The 12,873-nt window shown below is 69.8% G+C and carries 13 protein-coding genes and 2 tRNA genes; 9 read left to right on the top strand and 6 right to left on the bottom strand.

The annotated features are described in order from the left end of the window. Positions 1 to 126 precede the first annotated feature (126 nt). The 3 genes from ACWDV4_RS05530 to nagA are packed head-to-tail and all read left to right on the top strand — an operon-like array spanning position 127 to position 3,106. Complete coding sequence (locus ACWDV4_RS05530; protein WP_449975084.1) at positions 127 to 1,056, top strand: SIS domain-containing protein; 930 nt, start codon at positions 127 to 129, stop codon at positions 1,054 to 1,056. Further along, positions 1,053 to 2,003 carry an ROK family protein gene (locus tag ACWDV4_RS05525; protein ID WP_449975082.1) on the top strand — a complete coding sequence of 317 codons (951 nt, stop codon included), beginning with the start codon at positions 1,053 to 1,055 and terminating at the stop codon, positions 2,001 to 2,003. The genes ACWDV4_RS05530 and ACWDV4_RS05525 overlap by 4 nt, the downstream gene beginning before the upstream one ends. Next, positions 2,000 to 3,106: an N-acetylglucosamine-6-phosphate deacetylase gene (gene nagA / locus ACWDV4_RS05520; RefSeq protein ID WP_449975080.1), complete on the top strand. Its 1,107-nt coding sequence runs from the start codon at positions 2,000 to 2,002 to the stop codon at positions 3,104 to 3,106. Before ACWDV4_RS05525 ends, nagA begins: the two co-directional genes overlap by 4 nt. Positions 3,107 to 3,116: 10 nt before the next feature. On the opposite strand, the gene ACWDV4_RS05515 is transcribed toward nagA, so the two are convergent. Beyond that, positions 3,117 to 3,890: a phosphatase PAP2 family protein gene (locus ACWDV4_RS05515; RefSeq protein WP_449975164.1), complete on the bottom strand. Its 774-nt coding sequence runs from the start codon at positions 3,888 to 3,890 to the stop codon at positions 3,117 to 3,119. A gap of 126 nt (positions 3,891 to 4,016) precedes the next feature. On the opposite strand from ACWDV4_RS05515, the gene ACWDV4_RS05510 reads away from it, so the two are divergent. Next, positions 4,017 to 5,243, top strand: a complete 1,227-nt coding sequence (locus tag ACWDV4_RS05510) for a DUF4032 domain-containing protein (RefSeq protein WP_449975079.1) — start codon at positions 4,017 to 4,019, stop codon at positions 5,241 to 5,243. 62 nt (positions 5,244 to 5,305) lie between these two features. Here ACWDV4_RS05510 and ACWDV4_RS05505 read toward each other — a convergent pair whose 3' ends face one another. Then, positions 5,306 to 7,123 carry a potassium channel family protein gene (locus ACWDV4_RS05505; RefSeq protein ID WP_449975077.1) on the bottom strand — a complete coding sequence of 606 codons (1,818 nt, stop codon included), beginning with the start codon at positions 7,121 to 7,123 and terminating at the stop codon, positions 5,306 to 5,308. A gap of 94 nt (positions 7,124 to 7,217) precedes the next feature. Here ACWDV4_RS05505 and ACWDV4_RS05500 point away from each other — a divergent pair, with 94 nt between their 5' ends. The 4 genes from ACWDV4_RS05500 (at position 7,218) to ACWDV4_RS05485 (ending at position 8,937) form a co-directional block, all read left to right on the top strand. After that, positions 7,218 to 7,706, top strand: coding sequence for an MSMEG_6728 family protein (locus ACWDV4_RS05500; RefSeq protein WP_449975075.1), 489 nt, complete (start codon positions 7,218 to 7,220; stop codon positions 7,704 to 7,706). A 419-nt stretch (positions 7,707 to 8,125) separates the two neighbouring features. Next, positions 8,126 to 8,569, top strand: coding sequence for an HNH endonuclease (locus ACWDV4_RS05495; protein ID WP_449975073.1), 444 nt, complete (start codon positions 8,126 to 8,128; stop codon positions 8,567 to 8,569). Between the two features lie 147 nt (positions 8,570 to 8,716). Beyond that, positions 8,717 to 8,788, top strand: a tRNA-Gln gene (locus ACWDV4_RS05490). A 76-nt stretch (positions 8,789 to 8,864) separates the two neighbouring features. Further along, positions 8,865 to 8,937: transfer RNA gene (locus tag ACWDV4_RS05485), tRNA-Arg, on the top strand. Positions 8,938 to 8,974: 37 nt separating this feature from the next. Here ACWDV4_RS05485 and ACWDV4_RS05480 read toward each other — a convergent pair. Next, positions 8,975 to 9,814 carry an alpha/beta fold hydrolase gene (locus ACWDV4_RS05480; protein WP_449975071.1) on the bottom strand — a complete coding sequence of 280 codons (840 nt, stop codon included), beginning with the start codon at positions 9,812 to 9,814 and terminating at the stop codon, positions 8,975 to 8,977. Then, positions 9,811 to 10,398, bottom strand: coding sequence for a TetR/AcrR family transcriptional regulator (locus tag ACWDV4_RS05475; protein ID WP_449975070.1), 588 nt, complete (start codon positions 10,396 to 10,398; stop codon positions 9,811 to 9,813). The genes ACWDV4_RS05480 and ACWDV4_RS05475 overlap by 4 nt, the downstream gene beginning before the upstream one ends. Positions 10,399 to 10,472: 74 nt before the next feature. Here ACWDV4_RS05475 and ACWDV4_RS05470 point away from each other — a divergent pair, with 74 nt between their 5' ends. After that, a complete protein-coding gene (locus ACWDV4_RS05470) occupies positions 10,473 to 10,931 on the top strand; it encodes an NAD(P)-dependent oxidoreductase (RefSeq protein ID WP_449975069.1) in 459 nt (152 codons plus the stop codon). Positions 10,932 to 10,976: 45 nt separating this feature from the next. Here the strand turns inward: ACWDV4_RS05470 and ACWDV4_RS05465 are convergent, their stop codons facing one another. Together ACWDV4_RS05465 and ACWDV4_RS05460 are read right to left on the bottom strand one after the other, a co-directional pair. Beyond that, positions 10,977 to 12,101: a hypothetical protein gene (locus tag ACWDV4_RS05465; RefSeq protein ID WP_449975068.1), complete on the bottom strand. Its 1,125-nt coding sequence runs from the start codon at positions 12,099 to 12,101 to the stop codon at positions 10,977 to 10,979. 91 nt (positions 12,102 to 12,192) lie between these two features. Continuing rightward, the gene (locus ACWDV4_RS05460) at positions 12,193 to 12,867 is read right to left on the bottom strand and encodes a LysE family translocator (protein ID WP_449975067.1); all 675 of its coding nucleotides are present in this window, start codon (positions 12,865 to 12,867) and stop codon (positions 12,193 to 12,195) included. Positions 12,868 to 12,873 lie beyond the last annotated feature (6 nt).

Below are 12,873 nucleotides of genomic sequence, written 5' to 3'. Positions count from 1 at the left end.
CGCAAACCGTTGACCTGCTCAATCCTGCACACTGTTGCCACGACCCACTCACTTCGCGCAGAATGACGCTCGAAAGAAGGTCCAACCGAACCGTATTGCGCAGCATCTCGTCCGCGAGGAGCACTCATGGCATACGTCGACACGGAGATCACCAGCCAACCCGACTGCTGGCGGCAAGCCGCCGCACTCGCGGTCGAACGAGCCGCCGCCCTACCGCAGCCCGGCGAGCGCGTAGCCGTCGTGGGCTGCGGCACCTCCTGGTTCATCGCCATGGCGTACGCCGCACTGCGCGAACAGGCCGGCCACGGTGAGACCGACGCCTTCCAAGCCTCCGAATTTCCCGCCGGCCGGCGCTACGACCGGGTGGTGGCGATCACCCGATCCGGCACCACGACCGAGGTCCTCGACCTGCTCGCCACCCTGCCGGCGGAGACCACCACTACCGCCATCGTCGGGGACGTCGACTCACCCGCCGCCCGGCTCGCCACCCACGCCGTCCCGATGCCCTTCGCCGACGAGCGGTCCGTGGTGCAGACCCGCTTCGCCACCAGTGCCCTCGCGCTGCTCCGCGCCCACCTCGGCGAAAACGTCGGCGCGCTGGCCGCCGACGCCGAGGTGGCCGTACGCACACCGCTGCCGATCGACCCGGCCCGCATCGAGCAGGTCACCTTCCTCGGACGAGGTTGGACCATCGGGCTCGCTCACGAGGCCGCGCTCAAATGCCGCGAGGCGGCCACCTTCTGGGCCGAGGCGTACCCGGCCATGGACTATCGGCACGGCCCGATCTCGGTCGCCGGCCCCGGCCGGCTGGTCTGGGCGTTCGGCGAAATCCCGCCCGGCCTGGCCGAGGACATCATGGCCACCGGAGCGGCGTTCGTACACAGCCGCACCCACGGCTGGCACGCCATGATCGGCGGCTGGGCGGCCGGACGTACCCCGCTCGACCCGATGGCCGACCTGATCCTGGCCCAGCGGTTCGCCGTCTCGCTCGCCACCAGCCGGGGACTGGACCCGGACGCCCCCCGGCATCTCACCCGCTCAGTGGTCCTGACTTGACCGGAGCAGACATCACTACCGACGTCGTCGTCGCGCTCGACGTCGGCGGGACCGGGATCAAGTGCGCGCTGGTCGGCCGGGACGGCACCAGCCACCACACCGAGCGGCACCCGACCCGGGCCGAGCAGGGACCAGCGGCCGTCATCGAGACCATCCTCGGCATTGCCGAGGACCTGGCTGTCAAGGCGACCGCCACCGGGCTCACCCCGGTCGCCGTGGGCATCGCCGTACCGGGGGTCATCGACGAAACCACCGGCACCGCCGTCTGGTCGGCCAACCTTCGCTTCCGGGACGTACCCCTGCGGGCGCTGGTGACGGCGCGGCTCGGACTGCCGGCGGCGCTCGGCCACGACGTACGCGTGGGTGGGATCGCGGAGGCGCGGCTCGGCTCCGGCCGGGACGACCGGCACGTCCTCTTCGTCGCCATCGGCACCGGCATCGCCGCCGCCCACCTGATCGACGGCGCGACGCTCGCCGGCGCGCACGGCGGCGCCGGCGAGATCGGGCACATCGTCGTACGCCCCGGCGGCCCGCGCTGCGACTGTGGTCAGGTCGGCTGCCTCGAAGCGGTCGCGTCCGCCGCCGCCGTCGGCCGGCGCTACACCGAACTCGCCGGGGTACCGGCCACCGCGGCCCAGGTCGCCGGCCGCGTCGGCCGGGACGAGCTGGCCAGCCGGGTGTGGCAGGAGACCGTCGACGCGCTCGCCGACGGGCTGCTCATCGCCCAGGCCCTCTTCGACGTCGAACGGATCGTGCTCGGCGGCGGGCTCGCCGAAGCCGGCGACGACCTGCTCGAACCGCTGCGCACCGCACTCCGCCAGCGGCTCACCTTCCACCGGGAACCCCGACTCGTGCCGGCCACCCTCGGCGACGAGGCCGGCTGCCTCGGTGCCGCCCTGCTCGCCCTGGACAATCTACTCACGCTCGACAACGCGGAGGTCCGATGACGGTACGGGTCAGTGGCCGGGTGGTGACTCCGACAGGGGTCATCCAGCAGGGCTGTGTGGAAATCAACGGGGACCGGATCACCGCGATCGCCGAATATCCGTCCCACCGCGACGGGCACTGGATCGTGCCGGGCTTCGTCGACATCCACACCCACGGCGGGGGCGGACACACCTTCACCACCGGTGCTGCCGAAGCGGCCCAGGAGGCCGCCGACTTCCACCTCGCCCACGGCACCACCACCCTGCTGGCCAGCCTGGTCAGTTCCCCGTACGAGCTGATGCGCGACGCCACCGCTGCGTTCGCCCCCCTGGTCGACAAGGGGGTGCTGGCCGGAATCCACTACGAGGGGCCGTACCTGTCGGCGGTACGTTGCGGGGCGCAGAACCCGGAATTCCTGCGCGACCCGGCCCTCGACGAGCTGACCGAACTGCTCGACCTCGGCAACGGCGCGGTCCGGATGATCACCATCGCCCCGGAGCGGGCCGGTGCGCTGGACGCGATCCGGCTGCTGGTTTCCCGGGGCGTGGTCGCCGCGGTCGGGCACACCGACGCCACGTACGACCAGACCAAGGCCGCGATCGACGCCGGGGCGACGGTCGCCACCCACCTGTTCAACGGCATGCGCCCGCCGCACCACCGGGAGCCCGGCCCGGTGCTCACCCTGCTCGGCGCACCCAGCGTGATCTGCGAACTGGTCGCCGACGGGATCCACCTGCACGACGGCACGCTCGCCTTCGCCGCCACCACCGCCGGTCCTGACCGGGCCGCCCTGATCACCGACGCGATGGCCGCCGCCGGGATGCCCGACGGCGAGTACGAACTCGGCGGGCAGGCGGTCGTGGTCGCCGATCGGGTGGCCCGACTGGCCCGGGACGGCGCGATCGCCGGCAGCACGCTGACCATGGACGCCGCCGTACGGCAGGCGGTCGGGGCCGGAGTGTCCGTGCCGGACGCGATCCGGATGGCGACCCTCACCCCGGCCCGGGCGATCGGCCTCTCCGACCGGGTGGGCAAGCTCGCCACCGGCTGCCGGGCCGACCTGCTGGAGCTCGACGACGACCTGAACGTCGTCCGGGTGATGCGGGCCGGTGCCTGGGTCTGACCCGCGCCGGTCAACTCCCCGTGGCGAATACCCCGGCCCGGTCCAGTCCCCTGGGCAGGGCCGGTAGCGGTACGTCGTCCCACGGCACCCGGGCCAGCAGCCGATCCAGGAACCACCCCAGCAGCAGCCCGGCAATCGAGTCGGTCAGCCAGTGGAAGCCGAGGTAGGTGGTGGTGACGAAGACGATGGCCGGCGGCGCGATCCGGATCGCCTGGTAGAGCTTCGGCGGAACGTCCGGGCGGCCCAGCGTACGCAGCAGCGCCGCGAGCAGCAGCGCGATCACGCCGTACCAGACGATCGCGTTGGCCACGTGCCCCGACGGGTAGGACATGCTGTATTCGTCCGCCGGCAGGATGTTGAAGATCAGCACCGACTCTTCGGGTGGCAGGGTCTTCGACGACGGGGCGGCCCGATCGGTCCACAGTTTCAGTGGGCCGATGGTGACGTAGGTCAGCACGAACGCGACGACCGGGACGAGGAGCGGCCGGATCGAGCGGGCCCGTACGCCGACCAGGACGGCGAGCCCGAACGAGATCAGGGTCAGCGGACCGCCCTGCCCGAGGTAGTTGAACACGAAGGCGATCCAGTAGCCGACGTCAGGACGGTGCGCGTTCACCCAGTCACGGATCGCCAGGTCGGTTCCGAGCAGGTAACCATTGACCAGGGCCAGGGTCGTCGCCACGAACCCGACCAGCAGCAGGCCGTCGAACCACCAACCGGCCGGCTGGACCGGCCGGAGGCGTACCTGTCGTAACGCTGTCATGGTCTTCCGCACCCGGCCCACGCTACCGCCCACGGCGACCCACACCGCAGGTCCGCACGCCTCCTCCCCGGGATCTCCACAACCTCATCGATGGGACGCCGGTGTGTGCCCAACCACGGCGACGAGCGTAGGAGAACGTGAGCCGGCATGCTTGTTCCCGTGCGCATCACATCGGCCCTCGTTGACCCGGCGCTGCTCGACCTACCGTGGTCGACCCCGCTGGAGGAGTGGCCCGCAGACCATCTGGTAGCCCTCCCTCAGGGCATCTCGCGGCATATCGTCAGATTCGTACGCCTAGCCGGCACGGTGTACGCGGTCAAGGAGACCGGCGAGCGAGTCGCCGAGCGGGAGTACGACCTGCTGCGCGCCCTGGAACGCATCGACTTCCCGTCCGTCGAGGCGGTGGCCATCGTGGCCGACCGGCACACCGCCGACGGTGACCCCCTCGACCCGGTGCTGATCACCCGGCATCTCCAGTTCTCCCTGCCGTACCGGGCGTTGTTCTCCGGCACGCTGCGCCCGGAGACGATGAACCGGCTCCTCGACGCGCTCGCCGCCCTGATCGTCCGGATGCATCTGACCGGCTTCTTCTGGGGCGACTGTTCGCTCTCCAACACACTGTTCCGGCGTGACGCCGGAGCGTTCGCCGCCTATCTCGTGGACGCCGAGACCGGGGCCCTGCACCGGCAGCTCTCCAACGGCCAGCGCGGCGAGGATCTGGAAATCGCCCGGCTCAACATCTTCGGTGAGGCGCTCGACCTCCAGGCCGCCGGCCTGCTACACGAATCCATCGACCCGGAGGTGGTCTGTGAGGAGGTGGTACGCCGCTACGAAGGGCTGTGGCACGAGATCACCTACGAGCAGCAGATCGAGCGGGAGGCCCGGCACGACATCGAGGGCCGGATCCGGCGGCTCAACGAACTCGGCTTCGACGTCGCCGAGGTAGCGATGTCCATGATGGACGAAGGTCGGTACCTGGTCCGCCCCAAGGTGGTCGACGCCGGCTACCACTGCCGCCGGTTGATCCGGCTCACCGGGCTGGATGCCGAGGAGAACCAGGCCCGGCGACTCCTCAACGACCTGGACACCTACCGGGCGGAGAGCGACCTCACCGACGAGCAGCAGGCCGCCCACCGCTGGCTGACCGAGGTCTTCGAGCCGGTGGTTCGGGCCGTACCGGCGCACCTACGCCGCAAGCTGGAGCCGGCGGAACTGTTCGCGCAGGTCATCGAGCACCGGTGGCGGCTCTCCGAGCAGGCCGGCCGGGACGTCGGCCTCGCCCCGGCGGTGCAGTCGTTCCTCTCCGACGTGCTGGTGCACCGCCCGGACGAGCAGGCCATCCTCGGCGTCGAGGTGCCCGCAGCGGCCCATTGACCGAGCAGCTCGCCCCGGCTGCGGCCGGTTTACTGACCGAGCAGCTCGCCCCCGGCGGCGGTTTACTGACCGGGCGAGTCACCGGCCTCCGTGGGCCCCTTCGCCTGGGCCGGTACGACCAGCGTCGGGCTCGCCTGCCGCAGTAGCCAGGTCAGCCCGGCCCGGCGGGCCACCACGGTCAATCGGTCACCGGGGTTGATCGGCTCCTCGGCCGACGGGGACCAGTCGAGGCGGGTCTGGCCCGACCGGGTGACCGCGATGACGCGTACCCCATGGGGTTGACTGACCGCGCCAAGCCTGCCGCCGGCCAGCGGCGACCCGGCCGTCACCGGCACCTCGGCGACCAACAGGGCGTGCCGGTCGACCGGGATGGTGGCGATCACCGCCCGGTTCAGCAGCGCGGCAGCGAACGACGGCGCGGCCAGGTACGAGACGCTGCGCGAGGTGCCGATGTTGAACGCCTTCTGGATCCGGGCGGCAAAGTCGCCGTCGAACAGGCGCAGTACCACCCGCAGGTCCGGGTTGGCCGCCCGCCCGTTGAGGGCGGCCTGGAGGTTCGTCACGTCGTCGGTGGAGACCACCACCAGCGCATGGCAGGTGTTCACCGAGGCGGCGTGCAGGGTCTCCTCCCGAGCCCCGTCCCCGATGATCAGGGGGATGTTCAGCCGCTGGGCCCGCGCCGCACCCCGGGCGGCCGGGTCCTTGTCGATCGCCACCACCTCGATGCCGAGGTCGTTGAGCTGGCCCATCACCCGGGTACCGACGTTGCCCAGTCCCACCACGATCACGTGCCCCTCGCGCGGGGTCTGTAGTCGACCGGCGTCCAGCGCCAACCGGGCGTTGACCATGCCGTCCACCACGGCGGCGGTGATCAGCGGGATCAGCGCCAGGCCGGCGAGGGTGAGCACCACCTGCATCACCTGCCCGGCCTCGCTCTTCTGCACATCCGGGTCGGCCCCGCTGACCGTGGTGACCAGGGTCAGGTAGAGCGCCTCCCAGACGTTCACATGCTCTGCCCAGGAGAGCACCACGCCGAAGAGTGCCACCACAGCGAGCACCACGATGGTGGCGATACCGATCTTGCGGGTGGCGAACGACCGTACGGCCTGCTGGAACAGCTTCCACGGCCGTTGCCGGCGCCGCCGCTGCCGACCCTGCCAGATCCGGCGGGCGGCCAACTCGGTGCCCGGGGGTTGCCCGACCGCCTCGGCCAACACCAGGTCGTCCTGCTCCTCGTCCTCCGGCAACACCCGGAGGTTGTTGGTGTCGCGGGTGTCCGCCAGGCCGCAGACCACCTGCTCGGGTCGTACGTCCGCCCGCCGAGCGACGTAGAGGGTCCGGCCACCGTGCCGGAAGTAGGTCGGGGCCACCTCGCCGAGCGCTGCCGCGACGAAGGCGGGGGCGGCCATCGAGGCGTCGGAAAGCACCGCGCAGTCGGGGAAGAGTTGGCGGATTCCGTTGCCGAGGTTGGTGTTGAACATCCGCATCACCACCCGCAGGCGGGGCTCGACCTCCTGGGCACAGAGCGCGGCATGGATGTTGCCCACGTCGTCCTGGTGCAGCAGGGCGAGCCCGCTCGCCCCGATCAGCCCGGCGGCCTGAAAGGTCTCCTCGTCCAGCCGGTCCGACTTGATCAGACGGATTCCCCGGATGGTACGGATGTCCGGCCCGTCCATCCGACGGCGATGCGGCACGATGACGGTGACCCGTACCGAGCCGGCCTGCATGTCGTCGCCGAGCAACGCGTTGACCAGGTGGAACGCCAGGGCATCCTGTCCACAGACGACATAATGTGGACGGGGATCGCCGTTCGGGCGTAGTCCGTCGCGCAGCTTCGTCTCGACCGCGCGCCGCGCCCGGAAACGCCAGGGGTCCACCATGTGCGGATCGTATTCGTTGAGATCATCCTCGCGCAGCCCGTTCGATCATGAGCTGCAGAGCACATGCTGCCCCCATGTCCGGTAAAACCGAACCATGCAGACATTTCTGCCGTACTCGGACTTCGTACTCAGCGCCCGGAGTCTCGACCCTCGACGGCTCGGCAAGCAGCGAGTCGAGACGTTGCAGGTGCTCCGCGCCCTGACCTGGCCGAAGTACGGCTGGCGAAACCATCCTGCGGTGAAGATGTGGGCCGGGTACGAGGAGGCGCTGGTCCGGTACGGCCTGGACATCTGCTCGGTGTGGGTCGAGCCGGGACGCGCCGACACCTGCGCGACCAGCATCATCGGCGACTACGCCGCCGCCTGCGGCACCACCCTCGTACGCCCCCAGGCCGAACTCGCCTCCGCCCACGAACTGCCACCCTGGCTCGGCCGGGAGGACCTGCACCTGAGCCACCGATCGTCCCTGCTCCGCAAGGACCCCGACTTCTACCGTCCCCTCTTCGGCGACCTCCCCGACGACCTGCCGTACGTCTGGCCTCCGTCGGACCGCCCACCCACCTGCCGCCCCGCCGAGGTGTAAGGAAGGGCCCCTTGTTATCGCTTTCTGCCTATAAAGGGGCCCTTCCTAACACCTCAGCAAGCCCGCACCCCCGCCCACCGCGATCTTTTCGCCCAGCGGAGTGAAATCCGTTGCCCTGCCCCGGCAGAACGATCTACCGTACGTATACAAGGTCACCTAACCGACAACGGAGCAAGCCATGTGGCGATACACGTCGAGCGAATCGACACGGTCAATGCCGTGTTCTCGCCACGCATCGTCACCACTGGACCTGGCCAGCTACAACCGACCGAGCCTGGCGAACCAGGCCGACAGCCGACGCCACTACCAGCACGAACTGAACGAGCGCCACGAATAGGACTCCGTCGACCAGCGGAGCCACCCATTCGATGATCGAATCGGGTGGCTCATTCGTATCCAGACATCGAGGGGAGGGCCCGATGACCGCCGTACTCGTAGTCAACGCCGATCTCGGCCCACTGCACCGGGTCAGCGTCAAGCACGCCATCCGGATGCTGTGCCGCCGGGTGGCGGAAATACACGAGGCGGAGCCGGACCGGCTCATCGGCATCTTCCCGATGCCGCGCGTCGTACGGCTCGTGCGCTACCTGGTGCCCCGCTGGCGGTTCTCGTCCGGACCGGCCTGGTCCCGGTCCGGCGTACACGCCCGGGACGACCGCCGGTGCGGCTACTGCGCCGCGCCCGCCACCACCATCGACCACGTCCTGCCCCGTTCGCGCGGCGGCCGGAACACCTGGCAGAACACGATCGCCGCCTGCTACGACTGCAACCAGCGCAAGGGCGACCGGACCCCGGCCGAGGCCGGCATGCCAATCCGGTACGGCGCTCCGACGGTCCCCACCTGGGCCGCGCTCGCCCGATGAGGCGCGGGTCGACGCGACGCACGCTGACGCACCACGGATCGACGCTGCCGCACCACGGATCGACGCTGACGCACCATACCTGAGCCGGCCGGCGGGAACGGGGGGCCCGCCGGCCTCGGGCCAGACCCCCGCACGCCTGACCTCCAGTCCCGGATCGTCTAATCGGCAGGACCCGTGCCTCTGGAGCACGTTGTTGAGGTTCGAATCCTCATCCGGGAGCGCAGCATCCGCACCACCCGCAGCATCCGTACACCATCCGCAGCATCCGCACACCATCCGCAGCATCCGCCAACACGTCCCGATAGCTCAGCGGAGAGAGCGCCTGGCTACGAACCAGGAGGTCGCAGGTTCGAATCCTGCCCGGGGCACGCAGAGAATCCCACTCGCTGGTCGTCCAGTAGCCGACTACGCCGAGACTTCGGTGAAAAACTGACGCAAGGCGTCGGTGACCAGGGCAGGTGCCGTCATGGTCACGAAGTGCGACTGCCCCGGCCAGATGATCTGACGCGCGCCTGGAATCGTCTCGGCGAGGGCGTTCATCGTGATGGGCATCGGCTCCCAGGTGTCGGCACCCTGCATCAGCAGGGTCGGCATGGTGATTGCGGACCACCGGGCGATGTCGGTGCTGTCCTCGGCGAGCGCTTCGAGATCGTGCAGCCAGCCGACTGCCGAGCGCCGCGCCTCGACCGGGTTGGGTGTCCGGTCACCCGCTGCGGCGGCGAATGCCGCGACGATCTCGGCCGGAACCCGCGTCACTTCGTTCAACGCCGCAGCCATCGCCTGGTCATCGTCCCGATCGAAGGCAGCACGGTAGCGATCGAGCATGGGTACGGTCTCCGGCCCAGCCGCGAAGAGCGGGGCTTCGAAGATGGCCAGCGAGCGCAGGTCACGCGGCTCTGTCGAGGCGGTGTGCAACGACAGGGTCGCTCCGTAGGAGGCCCCGACGAGATGCACCGGCTTACCCGAGGACTCACGGGCCGCCTCGATGACAGCGATCAGATCAGCGACCTCGACTTTGAACGACTTGATACCGGGCGGGACGTCGCTGGGACCGTAGCCGCGCCTGGCCGGCATCCACAGCTCGTAGTCGTCGGCAAGCTGGTCAGCGACGGTATTCCAGGAATGCAGCCCACCCCCGGAGCCGTGTACAAGGACAACGGGGTCACCGGAGCCCACGCGCCGGACCACCAGGCGGGTGCCGTCTGCCGACCGGACGTACTGGTCGTGGCTCTGGTGACTGTTCATGCTTGCTCCTCCGCTGTGCCGGTCGGCCAGTTGCTCAGGGTGGCGTGTACCGCGTCGAGGATGCGGTTCCACGACGTGTCGATGTCGCGGGGATGCCCGAATCCGTCGGTAGTTTCGAGACTTGCGAACCCATGGAAGGTGCTGCGCACGAAACGCATCGCGTCGGTCAGGCCCGGTTCGTCGAGCCCGTACCCGCGAAGCATCGCGTAGCTCAGCTCGATCATTCGTAGGTGCCCCGCCGAGTTCGTGCCGACCTCGGGCGGCAGCGGCAGCTGCGTCGCGGCGTACTGCCCCGGATGTGCCACCGCGAATCCGCGATAGGCGTCGGCGAACCCAACGAGCGCCTGCCTTCCGGCTCGTCCAGCCACGGCAAGGGCAAGCTGGTCGGCGAAGGTGGCCGCTGCCCGAACCGCTACCTGCTCGATCAGCGCGTCGCGGCTGCGGACATGCGCGTACAGGGCGGCATCCGAAACCCCGAAGTGCCGGGCGACTGCCGCGACGGTCAACCGCGACAACCCGACCGTGTCTGCCAACTCGGCTGCGGCAGCCGAGACCCGCCCACTCGTCAACCCCTGTCGCGACATGCCGACCTTTCCCGCACTAACTAATAACTTAGGGCTCCTAAGTTACCACTACGCCGACCACACGCCCGGGTCGGGTGCGTGACACCGCCATCAGTACGGCCGCCCGACTCGACGTACCGTCAGAGCAGTTCTACGTCAGCGCGGCCCGCGCCCTGCTGGCCGGACTGGCCCGCGCTGGTGTCGGCCGGCTCGTGCTGGTAGGCATCGGCAGCATGCTGGAGACCGCGCCGGGCGTGCCGGTGCACGACGCACCTGGCTTCCCGGCGGAAGGTCGGGCGTTCTCCCTCGGGCACGCGGCCGAGTTCGAGGCGCTGTGTACGGCGGACACCAAGGTCGACTGGGTAGTGCTCGCCCCACCGCCGGTTGTGCTGGACGCCGACGCCGAGCGGACCGGTCGGTACCGGACCGGCGGAAACCAGGTGCTGTCCGCCGAGGCGGATGCGGCCCCGTTCTCGTACGCCGATCTCGCCGTCGCCCTGGTCGACGAGGCCCTGACCCCGAAGCACCATCGGGCGCTGGTCGCCGTGGGCTAGGCACTCGGAGGATCGGTGGGGTGGGCGGGACACCCACCACACCGGTCACGGGCCGGTGGCAGTCGTACCCAGGAAGGCTCGGCGTACCTCGTTGAACAGGTCGCGATAGGCGTCCCGGCCCACCGACACCGCCGCCGCGTACAGCGCGTCCAGCGCCGCCCGTAGCGGGTCGGCCTCGGCTGCGCCGAACAGCGCGGGCAACGCCATGGCCTGCTGCAACATGTTGTCGTGGCGCCCGTCCGGCGAGGTCACGAGAGTTTTGGGGGCCTGCTCGTCGTCGTATAGCAGTCGCCACGCCTCGGCCTCGTCTCGGAACGGCCACGGCAGGTCGTGGCCTCGGTCGAGCGCGTCGAGGGCGGGTGCTACCCAGCCGAGGTCGGCCAGTCCTGCCTCCTGATACGCACGCCGCGCGGCCCACCGGGCGATTCTCCGTTGCACCTGCGGGTCCGCGTCTCCGATGGCGTGCACCAGTACGGGATCCAGCTTCACCATGCGGCGCACGTTCCCACCGACGTTACGGAGCCGGTCGGTCGGCAGGCGGCCACCCCAGCGGCGTGCCTCCGCACGACGCTGCTGTTCCTCGCGTACGCGTCGCGCCTCCTCCTCCGCCCGGCGGGTGGCCTCGGCCTTCTCCTCGGGGCTGGGCGGTGGCGGCAGCGACCTGGCGTGTTGATGCCGGCGGGCCGCCCTGTCGCTGGTCTGCTTCACCACCTCGTCGGGCCGTACCTGGCTCGGCCAGAACTGGAGGAGATATCGGTCGATCGATGGCGTGTCGGCGGCCCGTGTGTCCAGCAGCCGCGCCTCGTCCAGGCCGGTGCCGCAGTATCGGACCCGGTAGTCGACCGGTTCCAGGTCGAGCGGCCAGGACGCCTCGGCGGCCCACTGTACGAGGCGCACTTCCGACGTCTCCGGCGTGAACGAGACCTCGACGATCTCCTGCCAGGAATCGTCCACGGGTGGTGGCTCGTCGTGCTGCTCGATCGTGAGCCCGATGCCTCCGGTGTGCAGGCCGGTCGCCAGGTAGAGAAACCCGGGTACGGCCGCACCGCAGAGCCCGTTCGACTGGCCGGCGAAGAACTCGGGTACGCCATCTTCAGCCCAGTCGGGACTGCTCGCGACATAGATTTGACCATAGTGGACATATGGTTCCCCGTTGAACAACGTCCGCATGTTTGTCCCTCCTCGGCCAACCAACTGTGACCGATCGAGTCGGCGGTCGGCGGTCGGCGAATCTAGCCCGAACCACCGACATCCGGTCCGGTCAGGACAACGCCGTACGCAGCCCGAGCACGACGAGCACACTGCCGGTGATCCGATTGAGGACCAGTTTGAACCTCGGGGACTTCAGGAGCCGGGTGGCCCGGCCGATCAGCACGGTCCAGAGCAGCAGCCAGGAAACGATCAGCAGCGCGTGGACTGTGGCAAGGATCAGAACCGGGCCCACCACCGGACGATGCGGATCGAGGAACTGGGGAACCAGGGTGAGATAGATCGCGGCGGCTTTGGGGTTGAGCACCGTGCCGAGCAGCGCCTGGAGGTAGGTCGACCGGCTCGCCTGGGCGATGGCGGCCCGGCCGGTCCGGGGCACCCCGGTCGGTGCCGGGTACGGGGGCGACGTAGCCGGTCGTGCCGACGTGGACCGGCGGGCCTGGGCAGCCAGGCGCAAGGTCCAGATGCCGAGGGCGACCAGATAGACCGCGCCGACCAGCTTGACCGCCGTGAACATCTGGCTGGAGCGCATGACCAGCGCGGACAGGCCGGCGGTCGCGAGCATCGCGTGGACGTACAGGCCGGTGGTGGTGCCCAGGATCACCGATCGGCCCGCTCTGCGGCCAGCACTGCCGACCCGCTGGGTGAGCAGGGTAAGGCTCGCTCCCGGGGTCACGACGAACGGCAGGACCGCCGCCAGGAATCCCAGAATGGCGGTGACGCGCATGGTGCA

This window comes from Micromonospora sp. NPDC003197, from assembly GCF_053590565.1.
This window is presented reverse-complemented; position numbering and strand designations above follow the sequence as displayed.